Origin of the sequence: Streptomyces sp. NPDC090108 (assembly GCF_044747185.1) — a bacterium.
Taxonomy (GTDB): domain Bacteria; phylum Actinomycetota; class Actinomycetes; order Streptomycetales; family Streptomycetaceae; genus Streptomyces.
The window spans coordinates 154,933-180,742 of sequence record NZ_JBIVDQ010000005.1 but is presented as its reverse complement, the minus strand read 5'-3'; the positions used below and the strand labels follow the sequence as shown (position 1 = coordinate 180,742).

Here is a 25,810-nt window from a genome sequence, read left to right as displayed (position 1 = left end):
GGGCGGGGTGGCCCGGCGGCAGAACGTGCGGACCGGGGTGGTCCGGCGCCGGGGCGCAAGGACCGGGGTGGAACGCTGCCGCCGGGGCGCGCGGGCCCGGGTTGCCCGCCACAGGAACGCGCGGGCCCGGGTGGAACGCCGCCGGGGCGCGAGGACCGGGGTGGAACGCCGCCGCCGGGGCGCGCGGGCCCGGGTGGCCCGCCACAGGAACGCGCAGGCCCGGGTGGAACGCCGCCAGGCGCGCGGACCGGGGTGGTCCGGCGGCAGAGCGCGCGGGCCTGGGTGGTCCGCCACAGGAACGCGCGGGACGGGATGCCACGGCCCGGCGGTCGCCGCCGTCAGGGGGTTCCCGCGTCCGCACCGCGCGCGCTCACGCCCAGGCCGGTTCCGGCGCGGTCGACGGGCGTGCCGCCAGGGTCCGGTCGTACCGGTGCAGGATCAGGCGGGCCACGGCCGGGTGGGCGCCGAGGGGTTCCGAGGCGATCCAGGGGGCCTGCCGCGCGCACTCGGCCGCGAGGCGGCCCGGGGCGGTGAAGTACGACGCGATCGCCACCCGGTGCCGGCCCCGTGCCGCCAGGGCGCGCAGGGCCGCGGGGACCGTGGGAACGGCCGCCGAGGCATAGGCGGGGAGCACGGGGACGCCGAGACGGTCGGCGAGGAACCGGGCCGTCCGCAGGGTGCCGGCCGCCGGTTCCGGGGCGCGGGAGCCCGCGGCGGCGAGGACGACGGCGCCGGTCCGGCGGATGTCCGCGTCCTGGCCGGCGGGCCAGCCCGCCTCGACGAGGCGGTCGTACAGGGCCTCCGTGAGGAGGGGGTGGGGGCCGAGCGGCGGGGCCAGGAGCGCGCGGACCGGGGAGCGCGCGGCCGTCGCGGGGATGTCGCGGCCGACGTGCTGACCGTGGCCGAGGAGCAGCGGGACGAGGACGGCGGTGCTGTCACCGAGTGCCGCGAGGGTGTCGGGGAGCAGCGGCTCGTCCAGCTCGATGTGGCCGAGGCGGACGGGGAGCGCGGGGCGCAGTTCACGGACGCGTTCGACGACGGCGCGCACGGTGGCGAGGGCCCGCGGGTCGCGGCTGCCGTGGGCGACCAGGACGAGGGCGGGCGGGACGGCGGCGGGCGGCGCCGCACGGAGGCGTCCGGTCGGGGAGACGAGCCGGAGCCGGTCGGTGAGGCTGCTGCTGATGCTGTTCATGAGGAGGGCGGTGCTGTCGAGGCGGAAGCGGGGATCGTCGCTGAGGGGGTTCGACGCCGTCATAAAAGGATCCTGGCCGCAGGAGGTTGCGAGGCCGTTGCGGGGCCGTCACGGGAATCTGTTCCGTGCGTCCGCCCGGTACGGATGCGGCTCGATGCGGCTCGATGCGACCCGGACCGCCCCCGGATCCGGGCGCACGGTGACCTGGACAGCCCCCGGATGCAGACGCGCGGCACCCCGGGCCGCCCCGGATCCGGGCGCACGGCGCCCCGAACCACCCCCGCATCCGGGCGCGCGGCGCCCCGGACCACCCTCGGATCGGGGCGGGCGCTGAACCGGACCGCCGCCGGATCCGGGCGCACGGTGCCCCGAACCACCCCCCGGATCCGGGTGCGCGGTGAACCGGACCGCCCCGGACCGCGTCCTCCAAGGTCGGAAGCGATCCGAGGGGGCCCGTATGAAGATCCGCAGGCCACGGCTGCCGCGCACCCGCCAGGGGCAGCGGCGGCTGGTGCAGGCGCTGGCGGCCGCGTGCGTGCTGGCGCTGCTGCCCGCCACCTGGCTGTACGTGTCGACGGCCGGCCGGCTGCGCACCGCGGCGGACGTGCCGCGCGCCCAGGTCGCCGTCGTCTTCGGCGCGGGCCTGTGGGACGGGGAGCCGTCGCCGTACCTCGCGCACCGGCTGGACGCGGCGGCGCGGCTGTACCGGGAGGGCCGGATCGAGGTCGTGCTCGTCACGGGGGACAACAGCCGCGAGGACTACGACGAGCCCGACGCGATGCGCGCCTATCTGACCCGGCACGGCGTGCCGCGCGCGCGGATCGTCAGCGACTACGCCGGTTTCGACACCTGGGACTCCTGCGTGCGGGCCCGGAAGATCTTCGGGGTGGACCGCGCGGTGCTGATCAGCCAGGGCTTCCACATCCGGCGGGCGGTGGCCCTGTGCGAGGCGGCCGGGGTGGACTCCTACGGGCTCGGGGTCGACGACAAGCACGACGCGACTTGGTACTACGGCGGCACCCGCGAGGTGTTCGCGGCCGGCAAGGCGGCGCTGGACGCGGTGTTCCGGCCGGATCCGCAGTTCCTCGGCCCACGGGAACCGGGGGTCGCGCGGGCGCTCGCCGCGGCCGGGTGAGCGACGGTCGGACGAGCTGCGGCCGGGAGAGCGACGGCCAGGTGAGCTGCGGTCAGGTGAACGACAGCCAGGTGAGCCGCGGTCAGGCGAACGACGGTCGGGTGGGCTGCGGTCACGTGAACGACGGTCGGATGAGCCGCCGTCAGGACAGCGGCCGGCCGCGGCGGCCGGCCCAGTCGCCGCCCGGGACACGGGTGCCGTGGGCGCGCAGCCGGGCCGCGACGCGCGGGGCGGCGAGGTACACCCAGGCCCGCACCCCGGCGCCGTCGGCGCGCACGGTGCGCCGGGCGGCGCGCTCGTAGAGGCTGCGGGCGTCGCCGGGGACGTACTCCTCCAGCCGGTCCAGCTCGGCGAGCAGGGCGTCGTAGGCCTCCGGGAGCGCGGTGACCAGCTCGCCCCGCACCACTCCCCCGGGCTCCTCCACGGCGTACGGGTAGCCGGGGCCGTCGTACAGGACCGCGCCGGTGAGGCGGGCCGGTTCCTCCGCCGCCGTGCGGCCCCTCAGGTACAGGTCGTGGTTCGGTTCGCCGGGGCGCAGGGTGCCGTAGACGAAGAAGGGCAGTCGGGGCGGCGGCACGATCACGGAAACGATTCTCCATCCCCTCGGAGCCCCCACACATCTCCATACCGGCGCTATGGACACGACATGTCATGCCCACTTAACTCCTCGGTACCAGCGGCTCTCCCCGCTTCCCCCCACCTCCCCCACGCCGCCAAGGCGCATTCCCGAGGAGCCAGATGAGTCGGATACGGCAGCCCGCCCGCCGCGCCGCCACCGCCGGCATCGCCGCCACCACGGCCACCCTGATGGCCGCCGCGCTCGCCCCCGCCGCGCACGCCGCCGACAGGCCGGCGCCCGCCACCGCGATCGCCCGCGCGACCGCGGCCCTCGTGGCCCACGCCGCGAACCTGGGCCTGACCTCCGCGCAGGACACCAGCGTCCGTGACGTGATCGTCGACAACGACGGTACCCAGCACGTCCGTTACGACCGCACCTACCGCGGCCTCCCCGTGCTCGGCGGTGACTTCGTGGTCCACCTGGCGTCCGGCGGCGGCTACCGCGGCGCCGACCGCGCCACCCGCGGCACGCTCTCCCTGACCTCCGTCACGCCGCAGGTGTCCGCCCCGAAGGCGGCCGGCCTCGCCGTGGACGCGCTGCGCGCCGCCCACCTCGGCGAGACGCTGAAGCAGGTGACGGCCAGGCCGGCGCTGATCGTCGACGCGCTGCACGGCACCCCCCGGCTGGCCTGGCGGACGAACGCGGTGGGCCGGGACTCCCTCGGCAACCCCGTCGCCCGCACCGTGCTGACCGACGCCCGCACCGGCGCCCGGATCGACGCCTGGGACAGCATCGAGACGGCCGCCGGCGACGGCAGGTCGCTGTACAGCGGGACGGTGCCGCTGCAGACGACCGCGTCCGGGTCGCAGTACCAGCTCAAGGACGCCTCCCGGGGCGGCACTTACACCGGTGACGCCGCCGGGAAGACCGATCTGTGCGTCCTCGGCATCTGTGTCAGCCGGGCCCCCGCGACGCTGATGACGGACGCCGACAACCACTGGGGCACGGGCACCACCGCCGACCGCGCCTCGGCGGCCGTCGACGCCCAGTACGGCACGGACATGACCTGGGACTACTACAAGAGCGTCCACGGCCGCAACGGCATCGCCGGTGACGGCAAGGGGTCGTTCAACCGCGTCCACTACGGCAGCAACTACAACAACGCCTTCTGGGACGACAGTTGCTTCTGCATGACGTACGGCGACGGTGACGGCACCCAGCTCGGCCCGCTGGTCGCGCTCGACGTGACCGGGCACGAGATGACGCACGGGGTCACCTCGAAGACTGCGGCGCTGACGTACTCGGGCGAGTCCGGCGGCCTGAACGAGGCCACCTCCGACATCCTCGGCACCATGGTCGAGTGGTACGCGGACAACCCCTCCGACAAGGGCGACTACCTCATCGGCGAGAAGATCGTCCGGCCCGGCTTCGGCAAGCCCGCGCTGCGCTTCATGGACAAGCCCTCCAAGGACGGCAACTCGGCCGACTACTGGAGCAGTTCGGTCGGCGACCTCGATGTCCACTACTCCTCGGGCGTCGCCAACCACTTCGCGTACCTCCTCGCCGAGGGCAGCGGCAAGAAGACCGTCAACGGGGTGAGCTACGACTCCCCGACCGCCGACGGCTCGACCCTGACCGGCATCGGCCGGGACAAGGTCGGCAAGATCTGGTACCGGGCGCTGACGGTCTACATGACGTCCTCCACGGACTACGCGGGCGCGCGGACCGCCACCCTGAACGCCGCCAAGGACCTGTACGGCGCGGGCAGCACGGAGCACGCCGCGGTGGCGGCGGCCTGGAGCGCGGTCAACGTGCGCTGAGCCCGACGGCGGCGCACACGCGAGCCGCCCCGCGCACACGGCGGACAGCACAGCGGCCGCCCCCGGCCCCACCGGCCGGGGCGGCCTTCGCGTGTCCGGGGGCTTCCGCAGTCCCGGGGGGGATTCCGCGTGCCGGGGGGATTCCGCGTGCCGGGGGGGCGCGTGCCTGGGGAGGGTCCGCGTGCCCGGGGAGGGTTCCGCGTGCCCCGGGGGGGCTTCCGCGTGAGGCGGCCGGGGGCCCGTCACCCGTTCACCGCCGACCGCGCGCCATTCGTGTGCTCTTGGCCGGAGCCCCGGCCACGCCCATGACCTGCCCGAACCCGTCGCGGCTAGCCCGTGTGGGGGCCGCGGGCGCCACCCGTTCACCGCAGCGCGGGCCGGGCCTCGCCATGCGGAGCCGTCGCGGAGCCACTTACCTCAGAAGGGCAGGGGCGCGTCCTCTGCGGAAGTCCGCGAGACACCGGGCCGAGAGAACGAGCCGGACGAGTTCTGGGGAGCACCATGCGACGTACCGCCCGCCTGCTGACCGCCACCGCGCTCACCGCCGCCGCGGCGGGCCTCGCCGTAGCCCCGGCGTACGGCGGCGTGGCCGGCACGGCGGCCCGGAGCGGCAGCCTCCAGGTGTTCCCGTCGACGGTCGTGCCGGGCAGTCAGGTCACGGTGAACACGGCGGACTGCGGGACCACGGGGACGGCGCTGGGTGACGCGGGCGCGGTCGGCGCCGGCACCTTCACGCTGGCGCCCAGCACGCACCAGGGCGAGGCCATCGGCCAGTTCAAGGTGCCCGCGAGCGCGCAGCCCGGGACGTACGAGATCGTCGCGAAGTGCGCCGAGGGCGACCGGAACGTGACGGGCGATCTGATGGTGGCGCTGAGCGCGGCGCACGAGCAGGTGCAGCCGCGCGGAAGCATGAAGACGGGGGTCGGCGGCGCGTTCGGCACCGACCCCGTACAGACCACGGCGGGTGTGGCGGCTCTGGCCGTCGCCGCCGCGGGCGGTACCTGGCTCCTGCATCGCCGGGCGAGAGGCGACGGGATCTGACGGACACCCTCCGCTGTCCGTCGCCGGTACCGCAAGTCCCACCTCCTCCGGGTCCGACGCCCCTCGTGACCCGGAGGAGGAGGGGGCAGGCCCGTCCAGGGCTTCCCCCTCAGGAAATCAGCCTCACAGGGGTCCGTCCCGCAGCGGGCGGCTCCGGGAGAGGGGTCGTATGCGCAGGTTCGGGGACACCGCGATAGCCGCCGTCACCGTCGTCGCCCTCGGTTCGGGGGTGTGGCTGCTCGGCGGCGGTGCCGGGACGCACGCGCCGCCGCAGCCGGCGGCCGCCGAGAGCCGGCCCGAGGCCGCGGAGGAGCGGCTCTCCTCCCCCGCGCTCGAAGCCTCACCGCCCACCCGCATCCGCATCCCCTCGATCCGGGTGGACGCCCCGCTGATGGGCCTCGCCCTCACTCCCGCCGGCAGCCTGGACGTGCCGCCGGCCGGGCAGAAGAACCTCGCCGGCTGGTACGAGGCCGGCACCGCGCCCGGTGAGACGGGCACCGCGATCGTCGCGGGCCACGTCGACAACACGCAGGGCCCCGCCGTCTTCTACGACCTCGGCGCCCTGAAGCGGGGCGCGCGGATCGAGGTGGACCGCGAGGACGGCTCGGTGGCCGTGTTCTCCGTGGACGCCGTCGAGGTCTACGCGGCCAGTTCCTTCCCCGACACCAAGGTGTACGGCGCCGCCGCCCGCCCCGAGCTCCGCGTCATCACCTGCGGCGGGGCCTACTCCCGGACCACCGGCTACCAGGGCAACGTGGTGGTCTTCGCCCACCTGACGGGCAGCAGGGCACGCGGCGCCTAGGGCCTGCCCGGCCTGATCCGGAAGAAAGGCCCTTCAGGCCCGAGCGGGCTCAGTCGATGCCGGAGCGTTCCACTCCGGCGACGATCCACCGCTGGAAGCAGAGGAACACCGCCAGCAGCGGCAGCACCGACACGGCGGCGGCCACGAACAGTTCGTGCAGGCGGACGACCTGGGAGGTGGTGAAGGAGGAGAGCGCCACCTGGACGGTCCAGGCGTTGCGGTCCTGTCCGATGACCAGCGGCCACAGGAACGAGTTCCAGGCGCCGAGGAACACGATCGTGCCGACGGCCGCGAACACGGGCCGGGCGTTCGGTACGACCACCAGCCAGTACGTACGCCAGGGGCCGAGCCCGTCGACCTGTGCCGCGTCCTCCAGCTCGCGGGGGAAGCCGAGGAAGTACTGCCGGAAGACGAAGCAGGCGAACGCGGAGAACAGGGTGGGGACGATCAGCCCCCGCAGCGTGGAGACCCAGCCCAGCGAGGACACCAGCACGAAGGTCGGCACGAAGGTCACGGCGGCCGGGACGAGGAGGGTGCCGAGGATCCCGTAGAAGACCTTGTTCGCGTGCCGGTAGGGGATGCGGGCGAGACCGTACCCGGCGAGGGAGGCGAGCAGCAGGGTGCCGAGGGTCGTCGCGACCGCGATGAGCGCGGAGTTGAGCAGCGAGCGGGCGAACGGCACGGAGGGGTCGTCGAACAGCTCACGGACGTTGCCCCATCTGAGCGTGTGCGGGAAGAAGGTCCACGCGGGCGAGGTGATCTCCTGTTCGCTCGCCAGGCCGTTGCGCACCAGCAGGTAGAACGGGATCAGGAAGAGCAGGGCGAGCGCGGTGAGCAGGACCGCCCGCAGGGCCCGTCCGGCCCGTACCAGGGCGTCATCCATCGGCGTCCGTCCTTCCCAGCCGCAGCCACCGCGCCTGCGCGAGGGTGACGACGGCGATGACGAGGGCGAGGACGACCGCGCCCGCGCTGCCCAGCCCGAGGTTCTGCCCCTGCCCCAGGGCCGTGTAGTAGAGGTAGACGAGCGGAGGCCGGGCGTAGGGCGGGTAACCGCGCGCGTCGGACAGCAGGTTGTAGAACTCGTCGAAGGCCTGGAAGGCGTTGACGACGAGCAGCAGGACCACCGCGACCGAGGTGGGCCGCAGCTGGGGCAGGGTGATGTGCCGCAGCACGGTCCAGCCGGGCCGGGCCCCGTCCACGGCGGCCGCCTCGTACAGCGCCGGGTCGATGCGCTGGAGCCCGGCGAGGAACAGGATCATGTAGAAGCCGGCCTGGAGCCACAGCCGTACGGTGACGATCACCAGCCAGTACCAGGGCGGGTCGGTGGTGGACAGCCAGGCCACGGAGTCGGCGCCGAACCGGTCGAGCACGGTGTTGGCCAGCCCGAACCGCACCCCGCTGAACAGGGACATCTTCCAGACGAGGGCCGCCACGACGTAACTGCACGCGGCGGGCAGGAAGAACACGGACCGGAAGAAGGCCTGGGCCCACCGCAGCCGGTTGACCATCAGGGCGAGCGAGAGGGACACGGCGTAGGTGACGGGCACGATGAACGCGGTGAAGACCAGGAAGGTCTTCAGGCTGTCCGTGAACGCGGTGTCCCGCAGCATCGCCGTGTAGTTGTCCAGGCCGGTGAAGTGCGTGGGCGTGACGGTGTTGTGCGCGTCGAAGAAGCTCAGCCCGAGGCTCCAGAGCAGGGGCACATAGGTGAACAGGGCGAGCCCGAGGACGAAGGGCCCGGTGAACACCCAGAACCACAGCGCGCCGCGCTGCCTCACGACGTCTTCTTCACCCGGTCGAGCTCGGCCGACACTTTCCGTACGACCGGCCGCAGTTCGCTCTCCGGGCTCGCCCCGCCCCGGATGATCCGGTCGAGGGCGTCCTGGTAGGCGGTCTGGCTCGCCGGGGTCCACAGCAGGGGCTGGGCGTGGCCGTGGTCGGTGGTGAAGCGGACGGCGTCGGCGGCCGCTCCGGTGCGCAGCTTGGCGGCCTTCCTGGCGAGGGAGATCCGGGCGGGGATGTGGAAGCCGTAGGACAGGGCGAAGTCGCTCTGGTAGTCGGTGTGTTCGACCCACAGCCACTTCACGAAGTCCTTGGCGTCCTGCCGGTGCCCGCTCCGCGCGCTGACGGCGGCGCCGTACGCCCCGACGGGCACGGCGGCCCTCCCCTGCGGGCCGTCGGCGGGGAAGGGCAACACCCCGAAGTCGTCGCCGAGTTCCTTCCGCACCTGGGGCAGGGCCCACAGTCCCGACCACTGCATGGCGGTCAGTCCCTGGAGGAACGCGGAGGGGTCGGACCAGTCGGCGGGCGCGCCGAGCAGGAGGGACCTGTCGGCGTGGAGCCGGTGCAGTTTGCCGAGGGTGCGGGCGGCGGCGGGGTCGTCGAAGCCGATGCGGCCGTCGGGGGTGACGAGTTCGAGTCCGGCCGCGTACAGGGGAGTTCCGCCGAGGACACCGGCGCCTCCGTCGTTGCCCAGGAACAGGCCCTTGACCTTGTCCCGGGTCAGCTTCCGTGCCGCGTCGACGAGGGCGTCCAGGGTGGTGGGCGGTTCGACCCCGGCGTCCTTCAGCAGGCTCTTGCGGTAGTAGAGCATCTGCATGTCGATGACCTGCGGGACGGCCCAGATCTTCCCGTCGTGGGTCTTCGGGGTGAGCACGGCCGGGTTGAAGTCGTCCTTCACCCCGTCCAGCAGCTCCGTCAGGTCGACGACCTGGCCGCCCCGGATCTGGTCGAGGCTCGGCCCGTTGACCTCGAAGACGTCGGGCCCGGAGTCGGTGAGCAGCGCGGCGGCGGTCTGCTCGTCGTAGTTGCCGGGCCGCCACTGCACCTTGACGTCGGCCTTCCGGTAGGCGGCGGCGTACCGCTCGACCGCCTGCTCGGTCCCGGTCTCCCCGTACTGGTGGTACCACTGCGACAGCACGGGCCCGGATCCGCCGCCTCCGCCCCGCCCGGTGTTGGACCCACAGGCGGTGAGCAGCCCGGCCCCCAGGCCCGCACCCAACAGCACCCTACGGCTCACGGTCATCTGTGCCCCCTGACGCTCGTCATCGATGCACGGCCCAACGATCAACCATGGGCGCCGATTACGAAAGAGGGGTTGCGGCCGTGTGTCAGGTCTTCTTCAGCCTCTCGGCGAGGGCAGGCGCGGGCCGGCGCGTACCGGCCGGGAGGGCGGGGAGGGCCGGCTACGCGGGGTCGGCCGGGAGGGCAGGCGCGGCCGGGTCGGCCAGGTCGGCCGGGAGGGCAGGCGCCGTCGGGTCGGCCAGGTCCGCCGGGAGGGCCTCGGGGGCGTGGGGTGGCAGGGAGGCGAGCGTGAGGTTCGTCCTCGGGCCGTTGCGCACCATGACGTACGCCTGCGCCAGGGCCAGCAGCGTCAGCGCGCCCACCGCAGCGGAGCTCGCCGGGGCGCTCCAGCCGGCCTGTCCGACCGCGAGATGGGTCAGCTGGAGGGTGAGCAGTCCCCGGCCGATCGCGGCCACGCCGGTGATCAGCGCTTCCTCCTCGCGGTGCCCCACGTCGCCCGCGAGGGTGCGCAGGATCAGCAGGACGACGCCCAGGCACAGGGCGTAGGAGGCGATCAGCACCGGCGTACGGGACGGTGTGGCGAGCAGGATGACGCCGCAGCCGACGCTCCAGAAGCAGGCGCTGAACAGGCAGGTCGCGCGGCGGCCGTGCCGGACCAGGAAGGTGCGCTTGCCGAAGAGCGCGTCGCCGCGCACGTCACGGAAGTCCTTGAGCACGATGCGGCCGACGAAGCCCGCGTAGAGGCCGGCGAGCATGAGCAGGTCGCGGGGGCCGATGCCGTGGCCGGTGGCGGTCAGGGCCAGCAGGTAAGGGAGCGCGACGTAGCAGGCCGGCAGGACCAGCGCCGCGACGGCTCCGCGGTCGGCGAAGCGGACGGGGCGCAGCGAGTAGCCCGCGCTGAGCGCCAGCGCGGCGGCCATGACCAGCCCCGGGCGCGGGCCCAGCAGGAAGGCCGCCGCGAGCGCGACGGCTCCGGCCGTCACCGCGGTGACGACGAGGTCGCGGGCGCCGGCCACGCCGGTGACGAGCGGGCGGCTGCTGTCACCGGCCAGGTTGACCCGGTCCACGGCCTGGTCGGACAGGTCGTTCACGCACACCGAGCAGAGCAGGAACGCCACCACCGGTACGAGGCAGCGGGCCAGCAGCAGCGGGCGCTCCGCCTGGCCGGCCTGGGCGAGGCCGAGTGCCGCGTAGAGAGCGAAGAGCACCGCCACGGCCGGACGGCAGAGCGTGACCAGCACGCGGATCCGGAGCGCGGTACCCGCGAGCGGTGACATGGACGACCGTTCTCTCCTCATCTGGCTGTCCCCTCTCACTTGTTCGGAAACAGCTGGATGGAACCCGTCCACAGCAGCACCATCACGCCGACGACCAGCAGCCCGCTGAGCAGCAGGATGCCGCCCAGCGCAAAGCCGAGCACCGTGACGGTCCGTTGCAGGGGCGAGCTGGACCGGCCCGTACGTGCCCCTCGGGGTGGAGGTGGGCCGTCCGGCCCTCGTTCCCCCTTCGACCGCTCAGGCTCCTCCGGCTGATCCACCGGGCCGGGCGATGCTCCCGCTTCCACCTTCGACACCCTTCTGCCGACGTGACGTGGCGACCACGTCCGGGACAGCATGCGTTGCCCTACGGCTCGTCGACATGAGTACCCGTACTCACACCGCCCCCATGCGTCCCCGGCATCCGGCCGACCGTCAGGCGATGTCCGCGCGGCTCGACCGCTTCAGGGCTTCGACGAAGGGGGTGAAGGCGGCGGCCGGAACGGTGAGGGTGCCGGCGGCGGGGTCCTTGGAGTCGCGGATGGCTATGCGGCTGGACCGGGTGGCGATCTCCACGCAGGAGTCTCCGTCACCGGGGCCGGAGTAGGACGACTTCCGCCAGTTGTCAGGGGTGTCCATGGTTCGCCTCACAGCTCTTTCGCCAGCTTGTGGATGAAGTCGCGTGAGCGCTCGGGGTCGAGCGACACGGATTCCACTTTATGAAAGAGCGTTCGAAAGGCGCCGAGTTGGGCTTCCGAATCGATGAAGGCCGCCCCGTGCGGGCCGTCGCGTACGACGGTGTCCAGCTTCGGCACCGCCCCGCCCGCGTACGTCATCGCGCTGGCGGCACCGGCGAATCCCTCCAGGTGGAAGGGGATGACGCGCACGGTGACGTGTTCCGCCTCGGAACGCTCCAGCACGGCGGCCAGTTGAGCCCGCGAGGCGGCGCGGTCACCGACCATGATGCGCAGGGCGCCCTCATGGATGACCGCCTCGTACGGGGTGCCGACGATGGCTGCCTGGCGTTGCATGCGATGGCGTACACGCAACTCAACTTCTTCCCTCGGAAGTTCAGGGACCCGGTAGCCGAAAACGGCACGCGCGTAGCCCTCGGTCTGAAGAGGGCCCGGGACGAAGAGGAACTGGACCTCCCGCAGGAAGGCCGCATGGTGCTCCAGCTCGGCGAGGTCGAGGAACGGCTTCGTCAGCAGCCACCGGTAGTCCTCCCACCAGCCGTGCGTACGCTCGGTCGCCATCGCCACCAGGGCGGAGAGCAGTTCCTCGTCGGTGCACAGGTAATGCGCGGCAAGGCGGCGTAACCGCGTCTCGCTCACGCCTGCGAGCCCGGCCTCGATCTGACTGATCTGGACGGAGCTCACCCCGAGAAGTTCTGCCGCCTCGCGCGCCTTGAGACCTGCCGCATCACGGAGCCTGCGCAGTTCGGCGCCCAAGCGCATCTGGCGTGCCGTCGGTTCGCGCCTCAAGCCCATCCGCTGCTCCTCGGTCCAACACACCCGCGATCGCGACTCGTTCAGGGGCAGATTACGCGATCCGCTTGCTCGGTATGTAAATAAAGACCTACCGTCAGTGACGTAGCGAACGCACTGCGGAAGCGCACCGTGCCGTCCCTGCCACGACGGCCACGGCAATGCCACCGCGCCCCGAACTCCCCCTCACCGATTCGGAGCTGACGCATGCCCGAAACCTGGGACTACACCCTCTCCATCCCCAACGACCTGCGGGCAGTCACGATCTGCCGTCGCCTGCTGCGCCTGATCCTCACCATGCACGGCCTGATCGGCCTGACCGACACCGCCGAACTCCTCGCGACGGAGCTGGTCTCCAACGCCGTACGCCACACCAAGGGGCCTGCCGCGCTGCGGGTGCGCCGCACGGCGGAGGGCGTCGTATGGATCGGCGCCTGGGACACGGACCCCGGCCCACCGGCACCCCCGCGGCCTCTGGACCAGTGCACCGACCTGGAGGACGGCCGAGGCCTCGCACTGGTCCGGGCCTGCGCCGACCTCTGGGGCTGGCAGCCCTCGGCAAGATTCGGCAACCGGGGCAAGTTCGTATGGTGCGAACTCGCGACGGCTCGGCTCGTTGATCACGTCATGGGAAAGGAGAACTGATGGTCGGCTCGCCGCACGAGGCCCTGCACCGGATCTTCCAGAAGGACCCGGCCCTTCTGACGCGCGCCTTACAACGCGTGCTGCACGTCCCGTTCCCCGAACCGCGGGAGATCGCCGCGCTGAACGTGGACCTCACCGAGATCGAACCGGTCGAACGGCGTGTGGACACGCTGCTGCGGGCGGAGACGGACGAGGGCACGTACTTCCTGGTCGTCGAGTCCCAGGGGAGGGTGGACGAACGCAAGCGCGGGAGCTGGCCGTACTACCTGTCGTACCTCTACGAGAAGTACCGGTGCGAGCCGGTCCTCATCGTCATCACCCAGAACAACGCCACTGCCCGCTGGGCCGCCCGCCCCATCCGCCTCGGCTTCCGCGACTGGCACTCCCTGACCGTCCGACCCCTCGTACTGGGGCCGGAGAACGTCCCGCTCATCACCGATGAACGCCAGGCCGAACAGGACGTCACTCTCGCGGTGCTCTCGGCGATGACACATGGGCGGGGCCCGCAGGCCACCGCCATACTGAAACCCCTCGCATCCGCCCTGCGGACCATCGACCCCGACAGCGCCGCCGTCCTCGTCCAATTCGTCGACTCCTGCCTGACCGACCCCCAGGCACAGCAGCAGTGGAGGGAACTGATGACAGCCATCCAGTACTTCTGGCGCCACCCCCTCGCCGAACAGGTGCGCGAAGAAGGGCGAGAACAGGGGCGCGAACAGGGGCGCGTCGAGAATCAGCGGCAGATGATCCTCCGCGTCCTCGAATGGCGGAACATCCCCGTCCCCGACGACGTCCGAGAGCGCGTCAACGCGTCGGGGGACCCGGACGAACTCGACACCTGGGCCCGCCGCGCCGTCAACGCCACGGATGCGGCGGAGTTGTTCACCGAGGAGCGATGAGGACACACCGAGAGGTGGCGCGCCTCGTGGCCACCCATCTGCCCGCCTACCGGATCGACTCCGTGGCCCTCCTGGGGGCGGGCGAGGACAACACCGCCTACGAGGTCAACGGTGAGCTGATCCTTCGGTTCGCCGAGGAGCCCGACGCGCGGGTCCGGGCAGCGAAGGTGAACCGCGAGGCCAGGCTGCTGGCCGCGGTCGCGGACATCTCGCCGCTGCCCGTCCCGGAGCCGGTGTTCACGGCCGCCGAGCAAGGCTGCCTGGCCTACTTCAAGCTTCCCGGCCTGCCACTGATCGACGTACCTCCACCGCACCGCTCAGCCCACGGCATATCGGTCGCGGCCGCACTGGGCGAACTGCTCACCACCCTGCACGGCGTGCCACTCGACCGGGTGGCGGAGCTGGTGGAGACCGACGACCAGCCGAAAGAACAGTGGCTGAGGGAGGCCGCGGAGAGCTACGCCGCCGTGGCCCCGAGGATGCCCGAGACACACCGCCCGGCCGTGGAGGCGTTCCTCGCCGCGCCGCCGCCGGCCGACGGACACACCCTGGTCTTCTCCCACAACGACCTGGGAATCGAGCACGTTCTCGTCGCCCCGGACACCTGCACGGTGACCGGCGTCATCGACTGGAGCGACGCCGCGATCGTCGACCCGGCGTACGACTTCGGCCTCCTCCACCGGGACCTGGGCCCCGAAGCGGTCCACGCGGCCCTGAACACCTACCCGGCCGACCGCGAGGAGATCAGCACCCGAGCCGCCTTCTACGCCAGGTGCGCCCTCCTGGAAGACATGGCCTACGGCCTCGAACCAGGCCACCACACCTACCTCACCAAAAGCCTCACAGCCCTGCCCTGGCTCTTCCCACCCCAACGGCACTGACCCACCCACCCCCCATGCCCTCACGCCTAAAGGCGGCACCCCCGCACAGGGTGCAAGACCAGCCCCCTGACCAGGGAACTCGGGGTCTGTCGCCCCTCCCAGGGCACTCTCAGGGCACATCGTTCGGCGCGGCGTCCATCATGTCGGTCCCTTCCCACGTTTCCGGGCCGAGCTGAACACCGCCGTCGTCCGGCATGGCTCAGCCATCCTCGCGGCCAACGAGTAGCCGCTTCAGCACGCCGGCGAACACGTCCTGGATCGAGATGACCCTCATACTCATCTCGGTCGTGAACGGCTCATGGCGAGCACGCGCTAGTCGCCGAGTGTCACGACGTCGTCACAGCGTGGGAAGTGGCAGGTTGTCGACCACTGCAAGCCGCCATGCTTTGCGACATGTCAAACTTTCAGCAGCGGATAGGGGATGCGTGGCGGTTCCTGACGGGTACCGCCGTCCGCAAAGTGATCACGGGCATAGTCGCCGTCCTCTTGGGAGGTAGCACGCTCGCGGTAAATTGGCAGACTCTCTTTCCAGAGAAGAGCGAGCCCGATAGATCGATTTCGATCAATACGCCAGCAGATAGTTCAACCATCTCCCGTTGCGTGGAATTCGTTTCGGGCCATGGAATCATCCCTACGGGTCAGCATCTATGGGTTGCGCTCATGACAGGATCAAGCGCAGAAGGGGAGAAGCGCATCACTCTCGTGGGCAAGGGCGAGGCGGTGCAAACAAGCACGAAAGGGATGGGGCAGTGGAAGGCCGTCCAGGTCAACGTCGGCGGCGCTACGCGATTTAACTACCATTATCGACTGTTCGCGATTCTCCTGTCCGACGAGGTCAACTCGATAGTCGTCAATTCGGCCGTCAACGTGACCGATTACGACGAAAAGGTGACTCCTGTTCCTGGGCAGGCGAGGTGGCGCATCGAGTATGCGGACCTGCCCGGCAGGCGGTCGGACCCCGTGGAAGTCATCCGGAATGGCAAGGATGAGAAGGTGTGCGAGCCAAGGTCATCGTGATGTGCTCTGCACAGGAAGAGACGCTGCCGTAAGGGGACGATTGCACGTTGCCGCAGCCTTTCGCGACTTCCCCTCTGTCGCAGATTTGCAGAGATCTTCCTTGTCTGGTGCTTTTTCGGAGAAAAAGATGTCCAAGGCTTCCAGCAGAGTGGACTTTCCCGAGTTGTTCATGCCGGCCAGGGCCGTGAAGTCGTTCACGGCCACGGACGTCCGGCCGTTGACGCCTCGGAAATTTTTGATCGAAACTGCTACGAGCCTCATGGGGATCACAAGCCTTCTGTTCGCTCTGCGCTCCAAAGTGAGTGGAGTGCTTGAAAATCCCCCCTGAGGTACTTGGGTGCCTGCAACCTGTTTGGTAAAAGTCGGATGACTGTTTGGTTTTGTGCGATATGTTCAATTTCTGGCATTTAAAGACCTATGAGTTTCGGCTCACTCCGGGCGCCCCGGCTCTGCAGGCGGCTTGCCTGTAGCCACATGGAGGCCGTGGCGCCCCGACCCTTGCTTAAGCCTCTGATCGAACGATTCCCCCAGGCATCCCCCGGATAGGGCAAGTTCGTGGGAAGCCGCAGGTCAAAGCGGGGGGAGTTCGCTGTAAATCTGCTGGCTCACGGCATCGGAGGGCACAACGGTGTCACGCGGGCTCAGCAGTAGCCAACGCCAGCAAACGCCATTTCGCCTGGTCAGCGTCATGGCTTGACAGCCTACGCAGCTCATGCACGAAGAGGCGGCACCCCCGCACAGGGTGCCGCCTCTCTTTTTCGTGCGCCGGAACCGTCGTCGATCGGTACTGAGGGTCGGGGACCGACGGCGGTTCCGGGGTCTGGGCGGTCGGCGCGCCCACACGGGTGGACGCGCCCGCACAGGTCGGCGTTCCCGCGCGGGCAGGTGCGTCCGCGCCGGCCGGCACCCCCGCACAAGGTGCCGGCCCGCAGGGGTCAGCGGTGGTCGCTGCCCTCGGACTGGGTCGCCGCGCGGCCGGCCTCCAGGCGGGCGACCGGGATGCGGAACGGGGAGCAGGAGACGTAGTCGAGGCCGACCTCGTGGAAGAAGTGGACCGACTCGGGGTCGCCGCCGTGCTCGCCGCAGACGCCGAGCTTGAGGTCGGGGCGGGTGGCACGGCCGGCCTTGGCGGCCGCCTTGACCAGGGAGCCGACGCCGTCCTTGTCGATCGTCTCGAACGGGCTGACGCCGAAGATGCCCTTCTCCAGGTACGCCGTGAAGAAGCTGGCCTCCACGTCGTCGCGGGAGAAGCCCCACACCGTCTGGGTCAGGTCGTTGGTGCCGAAGGAGAAGAACTCCGCGGCCTCGGCGATCTGGCCGGCGGTCAGGGCGGCGCGCGGCAGCTCGATCATCGTGCCGATCGCCAGCTTGAGCGCGGTGCCGGTGGCCGCCTGGACCTCGGCGATGACCTGGTCGGCCTCGTCGCGGACGATCTCCAGCTCCTGGACGGTGCCGACGAGCGGGATCATGATCTCCGCGCGCGGGTCGCCCTTGGCCGCCTTGCGCTCCGCGGCCGCCTCGGCGATCGCGCGGACCTGCATGGTGAACAGGCCGGGGATGACCAGGCCGAGGCGCACACCGCGCAGACCCAGCATCGGGTTCTGCTCGTGCAGGCGGTGGACGGCCTGGAGCAGGCGCAGCTCGTTCTCGTGCGGCTCCTGGCGGGACTCGGCGAGGGCCACGCGGACCGACAGCTCGGTGATGTCGGGCAGGAACTCGTGCAGCGGCGGGTCGAGCAGACGGATCGTGACCGGGAGGCCGTCCATCGCCTCGAACAGCTCGACGAAGTCCTTCTTCTGCAGCGGCAGCAGCTGCTTCAGGGACTCCTCGCGCTCCTCCTGGGTGTCGGCGAGGATCAGCCGCTCGACCAGTTCGCGGCGGTCGCCGAGGAACATGTGCTCGGTACGGCACAGGCCGATGCCCTGGGCGCCGAAGCGACGGGCGCGCAGCGCGTCCTCAGCGTTGTCGGCGTTGGCGCGCACCCGCAGCCGGCGCTTGCGGTCGGCGAAGGCCATCATGCGGTGCACGGCCTCGACCAGCTCGTCGGCGTCGTCGGCACCCGGGTGCATCCGGCCCTCGAAGTACTCCACGACCGGGGAGGGGACCACCGGGACCTCGCCCAGGTAGACCTTGCCGGAGGAGCCGTCGATGGAGATGACGTCGCCCTCCTCGACGACGTGGCCGCCGGCCACCGTCATCCGGCGGCGCTTGGTGTCGACCTCCAGATCCTCGGCGCCGCAGACACAGGTCTTGCCCATGCCTCGGGCGACGACGGCCGCGTGGGAGGTCTTGCCGCCGCGCGAGGTGAGGATGCCCTCGGCCGCGATCATGCCGTCGAGGTCGTCGGGGTTGGTCTCCCGGCGGACCAGGATGACCTTCTCCCCGGAACGGGACCACTTCACGGCGGTGTACGAGTCGAAGACCGCCTTGCCGACCGCCGCGCCCGGCGACGCGGCGATGCCGCGGCCGACCTGCTCGATCTTCGTGTCCTCGTCGAAGCGCGGGAACATCAGCTGGGCCAGCTGGGCGCCGTTGACGCGCTGGAGCGCCTCGGTCTCGTCGATCAGGCCCTGGTCCACCAGCTGGGTGGCGATCCGGAAGGCGGCACCGGCGGTGCGCTTGCCGACACGCGTCTGGAGCATCCAGAGCTGGCCGCGCTCGATGGTGAACTCGATGTCGCAAAGATCCTTGTAGTGGTTCTCCAGGGTCTCCATGATCTGCATGAGCTGGTCGTACGACTTCTTGTCGATCGACTCCAGCTCGGCGAGCGGGACCGTGTTGCGGATGCCGGCGACGACGTCCTCGCCCTGGGCGTTCTGCAGGTAGTCGCCGTAGACGCCCTGGTGGCCGCTGGCGGGGTCGCGGGTGAAGGCGACACCGGTGCCGGAGTCGGGGCCGAGGTTGCCGAAGACCATGGAGCAGATGTTGACGGCCGTGCCGAGGTCGTGCGGGATGCGCTCCTGGCGGCGGTACAGCTTGGCGCGGTCGCCGTTCCAGGAGTCGAAGACCGCCTTGACGGCGAGGTCCATCTGCTCGCGCGGGTCCTGCGGGAAGTCCCGGCCGGCCTCCTTCTTGACGATCTTCTTGAAGGTGGTGACCAGCTTCTTCAGGTCGGCGGCCTCCAGGTCGGTGTCGACCGTGACCTTCTTGGCCTCCTTGGCCTTGTCGAGGGCCTCCTCGAACAGCTCGCCGTCGACGCCGAGGACGGTCTTGCCGAACATCTGGATGAGGCGGCGGTAGGAGTCCCACGCGAAGCGCTCGTCGCCGGCCTGCCTGGCCAGGCCCTGCACCGACTTGTCGGAGAGGCCGATGTTCAGGACGGTGTCCATCATGCCGGGCATGGAGAACTTGGCGCCGGAGCGCACGGAGACGAGCAGCGGGTCGTCGGCCTGGCCGAGCTTCTTGCCCATCTTCTGCTCAAGGGCGTCGAGGTGCGCACTCACCTCGTCGCGCAGGGCGGCGGGCTCCTCGCCGCTGTCCAGGTAGACCTTGCAGGCCTCGGTGGTGATGGTGAAGCCCGGAGGCACCGGGAGGCCCAGGTTGGTCATCTCGGCGAGGTTGGCACCCTTGCCGCCGAGAAGGTCCTTGAGGCCCTTGTTGCCCTCGGTGAAGTCGTAGACGAACTTCACGGCCTCAACGCTCCGGCCCTGCTCGACTACCTGAGGATCTTTGTTTTCCGACACGGGTCTCGACTCCTTGAGGCCGCGGTGGCTGCCCTGACGGCCAGGAACATACCCAGATCGAAGGCTCCTGGGTACATCCACTTGTGCGTCATGTGCCTGTAACGCACCCTCCGCCACAGGATCGAAAGTCAAGGCTTGGCAAGCCGACAGCCCGTCTTGTGTTCACTTCTTGAAGGAATGACCACCCGAAAGGGCCTCTAGGTGCTCACCTGAGCAGCACATAGCGCGTCTGAGTTCGATCGATGAACGATCAAACCGTGGCACTGAGTGCCACCCGTTGGAGAAGTGCAGCCGTCGGCAATCCGCTCATCTGAGCGCAACCCTTATCAAGGGTGGCGAGAATCACGCTGCCACAGCGCGCCCGTTCCCACCATGCGGACGGCTTCCGGGACGGGAAACACGGGGTGAACACGGCCGTCACGGAACGCCTCCGGCGACGGCGGCGGCTTGTCCGGGTGTCTTACGCCCGGCGCGCCGACATCCCGGTCTCGCGCCGACGCCCCGGTCTCGCGGCAGTGCTCGCGCGTCCCCCGGGGCTCGCGCGCCTCCGGTGCCCTCTGCACCCCCGGCGCTCGCGGCGCACCTGGCGCCCTCGGCGCCCCCGACGTCCTCAGACGCCCTCAGACGCCCAGCGCCGACAGTCGTTCCTCGACCCGCTCCGGCGCGTACAGGTGCTCCACGACCAGGGCCCCGGCGCCGTACAGTGCGGCCCGCTCGCCCAGCCTGGCGGTGACGACGTCCAGGTGGGCGGTGGAGCGGGGCAGTGCCCGCTGGTAGAGCAGCTCGCGCACGCCGGTCAGGAACGCCGTGCCGGCGAGGTCGCCCGCGATCATCAGCACGCCCGGGTTGAGCAGGGTGACGACGGTCGCCAGGACGTCACCGACCTGGCGGCCGGCCTCCCGGGCCAGCGCGGCGGCGCCGGGGTGGCCCGCGGCCAGCAGGTCCCGCACGTCCGAGCCGGACGCGGCGGGCACCCCCGCCTCGACGAGCCGCCGGGCCACCGCGCCCCCGCTGGCGACGGCGGCGAGACAGCCGTACGAACCGCACCGGCACAGCGCGTCCGTGCCCACGCGGATATGGCCGATGTCGCCCGCGCCGCCGTCCACGCCCCGGTAGATCGAGCCGTCGACGACGACCCCGGCACCGATACCCGTGGAGACCTTGACCAGGACGAAGGCCGAGCAGTCGGGGTGTCCGGCGCGCTGTTCGCCGTAGGCCATGAGGTTGGCGTCGTTGTCCACCAGGACCGGGACGGCGGGGGCGCCGGCCCGCTCGCCGAAGGCGCGGGAGAGGCGGCCCCTTATGTCGTACCCGTCCCAGCCGGGCATCATCGGCGGCTGGACCACGCGGCCCGTCCCGCTGTCCACCGGGCCCGGCACGGCGAGGCCGATCCCGCAGACCTCCTCCGGGCGGTGTCCGGCCTTGACGAGCAACTCGGCGAACCAGCCGCCCAGTTCGCCGAGCACGGCCTCCGGCCCGTCCTCGACGACGAGGGTGCCGGAGTGTTCCGCGAGGAGCTCGCCGGTCAGGGTGAGGACGGCCGCGCGGGCGTGCCGCGTGTCGAGATCGGCGGCGAGGACCACCGCGTGGGAACCGTCGAACTCCAGGGTGAGCGAGGGGCGGCCGCCGAGCGGCGAACCGACCGGGCCGCCCGCGCCCTCGCGCAGCCAGCCGGCCCGGAACAGCCGGTCGAGCCGCTGATGGACGGTGGCGCGGGAGAGTCCGGTCGCCTGCTGGAGCGCCCCGCGCGTGACGGCCCGTCCGCTGCGGACCAGTTCGAGCAGCTCGCCCGCGGTTCCCTGGCCACTGCTTCTGACGGACCTTCCGGTCCTGCCGGGCGCTCCGGTCATGCCCACCCCCTTGTGCTTCTCAAGTTTGCCTTACATATTGAGTTTTGCGTGTTAAATAGACGTAACCCTGCGATAGGCAAAGCCAAACCAGGTCGGCCAGACGTCTTCGGGGAGCCCCGAGTGGATCGCACTGCCCAGCTCATCGCCCGTGTCACGGACCACGAGATCGCATACGATCCGCCGCCCGGCGCCCCATCCGCGCCGTCCACGGCATCCGCGACATCCGCGGCTTCTGCGGTATCCGGGGCTTCCACGGCATCCGCGGTTTCTGCGGCATCCACGGCTTCCGCGCCGTCGGAGAACCCGGCCCCGGCCGCCCCGCCGGCCGAATCGCTGCGGGTCGCCGCGGCCCGGGTGCTGGCGGCCGGCTGGACGGGCGCCTCCACGGTCCCCTCCCGGAACCTGTACCCGCACCAGTGGTCCTGGGACTCCGCGTTCATCGCCATCGGGCTGCGGCACCTATCGCCGCTGCGGGCGCAGACGGAGCTGGAGACGCTGCTGGCGGCCCAGTGGGCCGACGGGCGCGTCCCGCACATCGTCTTCAACCCCTCCGTGCCCCTCGACGCGTACTTCCCGAGCCCCGACTTCTGGCGCTCCTCGTCCGCGGGGCGCGCCGCGGGCGCCCCGCGCACCGTACAGACCTCGGGGATCGTGCAGCCACCGGTGCACGCGCTGGCGGCGTGGCTGGTGCACCGCGCCGACCCGGGCCTGTCACGGGCGCGCGGCTTCCTCGCCCGTCTCTACCCGGGGCTGGCCGCCTGGCACCGGTATCTGCTGCACCGCCGGGACCTCGGCGGGGGCGGGCTGGTGTCGGTCGTGCACCCCTGGGAGCAGGGCATGGACAACAGCCCCTGCTGGGACGCCCCGCTGGCCCGTGTCACCCCGGCCCCGGCCCGCTCCTTCCGCCGCGCCGACCTCGGCCACAGCGCCCCCGAGGACCGGCCGACGGATCTGGACTACGGGCGGTACGTGCGGCTGGCGGCGGACTACCGGGACGCGGGGTACGCCGACGGGGGCGGCGAGTTCGCCGTGGAGGACCCGGCGTTCAACGCGCTGCTGATCGCCTCCGAGCAGGCCCTGGCCCGGATCGCCACCGAACTGGGGGCGCCGGGCACCGCCCGCCACGCGCGCGCCGAACGGCTCACCGCGGCACTGGTGGAGCGCCTCTGGGACCCGGAGAGCGGAATGTTCCTGTGCCGGGACCTGCGGGCCGGGGACGGGAACGGGGGCGGCGGAGAGCAGAACGGCGGGGGAAGCGGGAGGGAGAACGGCGGGGGAAGCCGAGGGGGAACCGGCGGGGGAAGCCGAGGGGGAACCGGCGGAAGGGGTGGAAGTGGCGGAGGCGGTGGCAGGGGCGGAGGCGGTGGCAGGGGCGGAGGCGGCGGACGCGAGGCACGGCCGCCGGGCGGGGTCCTGATCCCCGAGCGCGGCGTCTCCGGGCTCGTCCCCCTCCTCCTGCCCGGCCTCCCCCGCGAGGTGGCCGCCGCCCTCGTCCGCACCCTGCGCGGCCCCCGCTTCGGGCTCGGCGGCCGCACCGGCCTGGTGCCGAGCTACGACCTGCTCGGCGAGGCCTTCGACCCGCACCGGTACTGGCGCGGCCCGGCCTGGTTCAACACCAGCTGGCTGATCGAGCGGGGCCTCAGGGCGCACGGCGAGGAGGCGGCCGCCGACGCGCTGCGGGAGGCGTTCCTGCGCACCGCGGGCGACAGCGGTTTCGCGGAGTACGTCGACCCGTACACGGGCGAGGCGTGTGGGGCGCTCGGCTTCGGCTGGACCGCCGCCCTCACGCTCGACCTGCTGCACGGGCGGCCGGAGCACAGCGTGTCCTCCACGGACACCAGCGCGTTCGACAGGAGTGACAAGGGAGGGGACCGGGGATGACGGACCGGCATCATCTGCTCGTGCACGGCGCGACGTTCGCCGTGGTGGGTGACCAGGGCGACATCAGCGGGGTCCGGGGCGGCGGCTCCCCGGACGGGCTGTTCGTACGGGACGCCCGGCATCTCAGCCGCTGGCAGCTCACCGTGGACGGCGCGGTGCCCGAAGTGCTCACGCCGGTGGCGGACGGGGACGCGGCGCGCTGCGTGCTGGTGCCGCGCGGCGGCCGGCAGGAGCCGCCCGCGCACACCCTGTTCCGGGAACAGGCCGTGGGGGACAGCTCGTTCGTCGAGTCGCTGCGGATGACCAGCAACCGTCCGGTGCCCATCACCGTCCGGATCGCGCTCACCGCCGACGCCGACTTCACCGACCAGTTCGAACTCCGCTCCGACCACCGCACCTACGCCAAGACCGGCGCCGTACGCACCCGCCAGGTCCTCGACGACGGGCTCGAGTTCGGCTACCGCCGGGGCGAATGGCGGTCCTGTACGACCATCACGGCCGACCCCGCGCCGGACGCCGTCGAGGAGACCGGCACGGGTGCCCGCCGGCTGGTGTGGACCCTGGAACTGGAGCCCCACGGCACGGCCGAGCTGGTGCTGCGCGTGATGGCCCGCCCGCACGGCGACAAACGCGCCCTGCGGGTGCCGCGCTCGCCCGCCGCGGTGCGCGACCATGTCCTCGCGCTGGAGGGCGGGTTCTTCGAGGGGGTGGCCTTCCCGACCGGCTGGCCCGAGCTGGCGGCGGCCTGCGCGCGGGGCCTGACCGACCTGGCCTCGCTCCAGGTCCCGGCGACCGGTCCGGACGGCGAGGAACTGCGCGTGCCGGCCGGGGGCGCCCCCTGGTTCCTCACCCTGCTCGGCCGGGACGCCCTGCTCGCCTCCCTGTTCGCGCTGCCGTACCGCCCGCAGCTGGCCGCCGCCACGCTGCCCGCGCTGGCCGCGACCCAGGCGAAGGGTGAGAGCCGCTCCCCCCTGGCCCAGCCCGGCAAGATCGTGCACGAGGTGCGGCACGGCGAACTGGCGCACTTCGGGCAGGTGCCGTACGGGCGTTACTACGGCTCGGTCGACGCGACCCCGCTGTTCCTGGTCCTGCTCGGCGCGTACGTCGAGCGGACCGGGGACGCGCTGCTGGCCTGGCGGCTGGAGCGGCACGCCCGCGCGGCGATCGGCTGGATGCTGGACCACGGCGGCCTGACCTCGCGCGGCTATCTCGTCTACCGCGCCGACGAGGGCGGTCTCGCCAACCAGAACTGGAAGGACTCCCCCGGCGCGATCTGCTGCGCCGACGGTTCCCGTCCGTCGGGCGCGGTGATGGCGGCGGGCGCGCAGGGGTACGCGTACGACGCGCTGCGCCGCACGGCGTGGCTGGCGCGCACGGTGTGGGGCGACGAGACGTACGCCGCCCTGCTGGAACAGGCGGCCGCCGACCTGCGGGACCGCTTCCAGCGGGACTTCTGGATGCCGGAGCGGTCCTTCCCCGCGCTCGCCCTGGACGGGGAGGGCCGCCGCGTCGACGCGCTGGCCTCCGACGCGGGCCATCTGCTGTGGTCGGGGCTGCTGGACAAGGAGTACGGCGAGGTGGTCGGCCGGCGGCTGCTGGAGCCGGACTTCTTCTCCGGCTGGGGCGTGCGCACCCTGGCCTCGGGGCAGCCGGCGTACCACCCGCTCTCCTACCACCGGGGCTCGGTCTGGCCGCACGACAACGCGCTGATCACGCTGGGCCTGGCCCGCTACGGCCTGCACGACGAGGCCCGTACGGTCGCCCACGCCCTGGTCGACGCGGCGACCGCGGCCGGGCACCGGCTGCCCGAGGTGCTGGCGGGCTACGGCCGCGACACGCACCCCGAGCCGGTGCCCTGCCCGCACGCGTGCGTCCGCGAATCCCGCTCCGCGGCGGCTCCCCTGGCCCTGCTCACCGCGGTGGGCGGCGCGTAGGCCGCCCGCCCGGCGCGCCTTGTCCGGAGGAACCGTTGGTGTGGGGTTTGCCGTGTGTTTGCCCTGGACTGTGAACAGGGGCGGTGAACTTCCCGTACGAAAGGGCGGCGGGCCAGGCAGGCCGGTTCTCCGGCGCTGTCCAGCCTCCCCAGCGTGGCCCGCCCATTTCGCCACGGGTACGGAAGGACCTCCGGGTTGCCTCAGCACACGAGCACGCGCCAGTCACCGGCTTCGGCCGAGCGGACCGAGGACGCCCCGGAGAGAGCGGAGGAACTCGAACACCCCGGGGAGGACGGGGGCCCCGAGGGATCTGAGAACTCCGGGGAGTCCAGGGAGTCGGGGGACTCCGGGAACTCCGGGGACGGTGCGGAGTCCGGAGAAGGTGCGGGGGCCGGAGATGGTGCGGAGTCCGCGGAAGGCGCGGAAGGCGCGGAAGACGCGGACTCCGGAATAGGTACGGAGGCCGGGGAAGTCGAGGCGTCCGCGGAGGCGTCTCCCGCGGGCACCGGGAAGGCGTCCGAGGAGGCATCCTCCCCGGACGCCGACAACGCAGCCGCCGAGGCGTCCCCGGCCGACGGCACTCCCGCCGGCGAGACGACTCCCGAGACCGCTACCGAGACCGCTGCCGGGGCGGAGCCCGTCGCAGAGCCGTCCGCGACGGACTCCGGGGCCCGCCCCCGGACGCGCCGTCCGGGGCCGTGGCG

General features: G+C 71.8%; 21 protein-coding genes. 10 read left to right on the top strand and 11 right to left on the bottom strand.

Annotated features, from left to right (window positions below):
- Positions 1–370: 370 nt before the first annotated feature.
- A complete protein-coding gene (locus ACIPRD_RS19090) occupies positions 371–1,255 on the bottom strand; it encodes a sirohydrochlorin chelatase (RefSeq protein ID WP_401564442.1) in 885 nt (294 codons plus the stop codon).
- A gap of 394 nt (positions 1,256–1,649) precedes the next feature.
- Here ACIPRD_RS19090 and ACIPRD_RS19085 point away from each other — a divergent pair, with 394 nt between their 5' ends.
- Positions 1,650–2,327, top strand: coding sequence for a vancomycin high temperature exclusion protein (locus ACIPRD_RS19085; RefSeq protein ID WP_401564440.1), 678 nt, complete (start codon positions 1,650–1,652; stop codon positions 2,325–2,327).
- 142 nt (positions 2,328–2,469) lie between these two features.
- Here the strand turns inward: ACIPRD_RS19085 and ACIPRD_RS19080 are convergent, their stop codons facing one another.
- The gene (locus ACIPRD_RS19080; RefSeq protein WP_401564438.1) at positions 2,470–2,910 is read right to left on the bottom strand and encodes a gamma-glutamylcyclotransferase family protein; all 441 of its coding nucleotides are present in this window, start codon (positions 2,908–2,910) and stop codon (positions 2,470–2,472) included.
- 155 nt (positions 2,911–3,065) lie between these two features.
- On the opposite strand from ACIPRD_RS19080, the gene ACIPRD_RS19075 reads away from it, so the two are divergent.
- From ACIPRD_RS19075 to ACIPRD_RS19065, 3 genes are all read left to right on the top strand, one after another.
- Positions 3,066–4,706 carry a M4 family metallopeptidase gene (locus tag ACIPRD_RS19075; protein WP_356397708.1) on the top strand — a complete coding sequence of 547 codons (1,641 nt, stop codon included), beginning with the start codon at positions 3,066–3,068 and terminating at the stop codon, positions 4,704–4,706.
- A gap of 501 nt (positions 4,707–5,207) precedes the next feature.
- On the top strand, positions 5,208–5,747 hold the full coding sequence (locus ACIPRD_RS19070; protein WP_401564435.1) for a hypothetical protein: 540 nt from the start codon (positions 5,208–5,210) through the stop codon (positions 5,745–5,747).
- Between the two features lie 169 nt (positions 5,748–5,916).
- On the top strand, positions 5,917–6,549 hold the full coding sequence (locus ACIPRD_RS19065; RefSeq protein WP_356397703.1) for a class F sortase: 633 nt from the start codon (positions 5,917–5,919) through the stop codon (positions 6,547–6,549).
- A 49-nt stretch (positions 6,550–6,598) separates the two neighbouring features.
- Here ACIPRD_RS19065 and ACIPRD_RS19060 read toward each other — a convergent pair whose 3' ends face one another.
- The 6 genes from ACIPRD_RS19060 to ACIPRD_RS19035 all read right to left on the bottom strand — a co-directional run bounded on the left by ACIPRD_RS19060 (position 6,599) and on the right by ACIPRD_RS19035 (position 12,319).
- The gene (locus tag ACIPRD_RS19060) at positions 6,599–7,432 is read right to left on the bottom strand and encodes a carbohydrate ABC transporter permease (RefSeq protein ID WP_356397701.1); all 834 of its coding nucleotides are present in this window, start codon (positions 7,430–7,432) and stop codon (positions 6,599–6,601) included.
- A complete protein-coding gene (locus ACIPRD_RS19055; RefSeq protein WP_401564432.1) occupies positions 7,425–8,327 on the bottom strand; it encodes a carbohydrate ABC transporter permease in 903 nt (300 codons plus the stop codon). Before ACIPRD_RS19055 ends, ACIPRD_RS19060 begins: the two co-directional genes overlap by 8 nt.
- Positions 8,324–9,574: a sugar ABC transporter substrate-binding protein gene (locus tag ACIPRD_RS19050; RefSeq protein ID WP_356397695.1), complete on the bottom strand. Its 1,251-nt coding sequence runs from the start codon at positions 9,572–9,574 to the stop codon at positions 8,324–8,326. The genes ACIPRD_RS19055 and ACIPRD_RS19050 overlap by 4 nt, the downstream gene beginning before the upstream one ends.
- Positions 9,575–9,734: 160 nt before the next feature.
- Positions 9,735–10,850 (bottom strand): UbiA family prenyltransferase, encoded by a 1,116-nt coding sequence (locus tag ACIPRD_RS19045; RefSeq protein ID WP_401564429.1) that lies wholly within the window; start codon positions 10,848–10,850, stop codon positions 9,735–9,737.
- Between the two features lie 414 nt (positions 10,851–11,264).
- Entirely contained in the window at positions 11,265–11,468 is a 204-nt protein-coding gene (locus ACIPRD_RS19040; RefSeq protein ID WP_356397689.1) for a DUF397 domain-containing protein, read from the bottom strand.
- 8 nt (positions 11,469–11,476) lie between these two features.
- A complete protein-coding gene (locus tag ACIPRD_RS19035; protein WP_401564426.1) occupies positions 11,477–12,319 on the bottom strand; it encodes a helix-turn-helix domain-containing protein in 843 nt (280 codons plus the stop codon).
- A gap of 204 nt (positions 12,320–12,523) precedes the next feature.
- Between ACIPRD_RS19035 and ACIPRD_RS19030 the strand changes: the two genes are divergently transcribed.
- The 4 genes from ACIPRD_RS19030 (at position 12,524) to ACIPRD_RS19015 (ending at position 15,758) form a co-directional block, all read left to right on the top strand.
- Positions 12,524–12,961 (top strand): ATP-binding protein, encoded by a 438-nt coding sequence (locus ACIPRD_RS19030; protein ID WP_401564423.1) that lies wholly within the window; start codon positions 12,524–12,526, stop codon positions 12,959–12,961.
- Positions 12,961–13,860 (top strand): hypothetical protein, encoded by a 900-nt coding sequence (locus ACIPRD_RS19025; protein WP_401564420.1) that lies wholly within the window; start codon positions 12,961–12,963, stop codon positions 13,858–13,860. Before ACIPRD_RS19030 ends, ACIPRD_RS19025 begins: the two co-directional genes overlap by 1 nt.
- Positions 13,857–14,741 carry a phosphotransferase family protein gene (locus tag ACIPRD_RS19020; protein ID WP_401564417.1) on the top strand — a complete coding sequence of 295 codons (885 nt, stop codon included), beginning with the start codon at positions 13,857–13,859 and terminating at the stop codon, positions 14,739–14,741. The genes ACIPRD_RS19025 and ACIPRD_RS19020 overlap by 4 nt, the downstream gene beginning before the upstream one ends.
- Before the next feature lie 393 nt (positions 14,742–15,134).
- On the top strand, positions 15,135–15,758 hold the full coding sequence (locus ACIPRD_RS19015; RefSeq protein WP_401564414.1) for a hypothetical protein: 624 nt from the start codon (positions 15,135–15,137) through the stop codon (positions 15,756–15,758).
- On the opposite strand, the gene ACIPRD_RS19010 is transcribed toward ACIPRD_RS19015, so the two are convergent.
- From ACIPRD_RS19010 to ACIPRD_RS19000, 3 genes are all read right to left on the bottom strand, one after another.
- Positions 15,750–16,019 (bottom strand): AAA family ATPase, encoded by a 270-nt coding sequence (locus ACIPRD_RS19010; RefSeq protein ID WP_401564412.1) that lies wholly within the window; start codon positions 16,017–16,019, stop codon positions 15,750–15,752. The genes ACIPRD_RS19015 and ACIPRD_RS19010 overlap by 9 nt on opposite strands.
- A 674-nt stretch (positions 16,020–16,693) precedes the next feature.
- Positions 16,694–19,441 carry a pyruvate, phosphate dikinase gene (ppdK, locus tag ACIPRD_RS19005; RefSeq protein ID WP_356397670.1) on the bottom strand — a complete coding sequence of 916 codons (2,748 nt, stop codon included), beginning with the start codon at positions 19,439–19,441 and terminating at the stop codon, positions 16,694–16,696.
- A gap of 620 nt (positions 19,442–20,061) precedes the next feature.
- Positions 20,062–21,291, bottom strand: coding sequence for an ROK family protein (locus ACIPRD_RS19000; protein ID WP_401564408.1), 1,230 nt, complete (start codon positions 21,289–21,291; stop codon positions 20,062–20,064).
- Between the two features lie 120 nt (positions 21,292–21,411).
- Between ACIPRD_RS19000 and ACIPRD_RS18995 the strand changes: the two genes are divergently transcribed.
- A complete protein-coding gene (locus ACIPRD_RS18995) occupies positions 21,412–23,172 on the top strand; it encodes an MGH1-like glycoside hydrolase domain-containing protein (protein WP_401564407.1) in 1,761 nt (586 codons plus the stop codon).
- A complete protein-coding gene (locus tag ACIPRD_RS18990; protein ID WP_401564404.1) occupies positions 23,169–25,106 on the top strand; it encodes a glycogen debranching N-terminal domain-containing protein in 1,938 nt (645 codons plus the stop codon). The genes ACIPRD_RS18995 and ACIPRD_RS18990 overlap by 4 nt, the downstream gene beginning before the upstream one ends.
- The last annotated feature ends 704 nt before the right edge of the window (positions 25,107–25,810 follow it).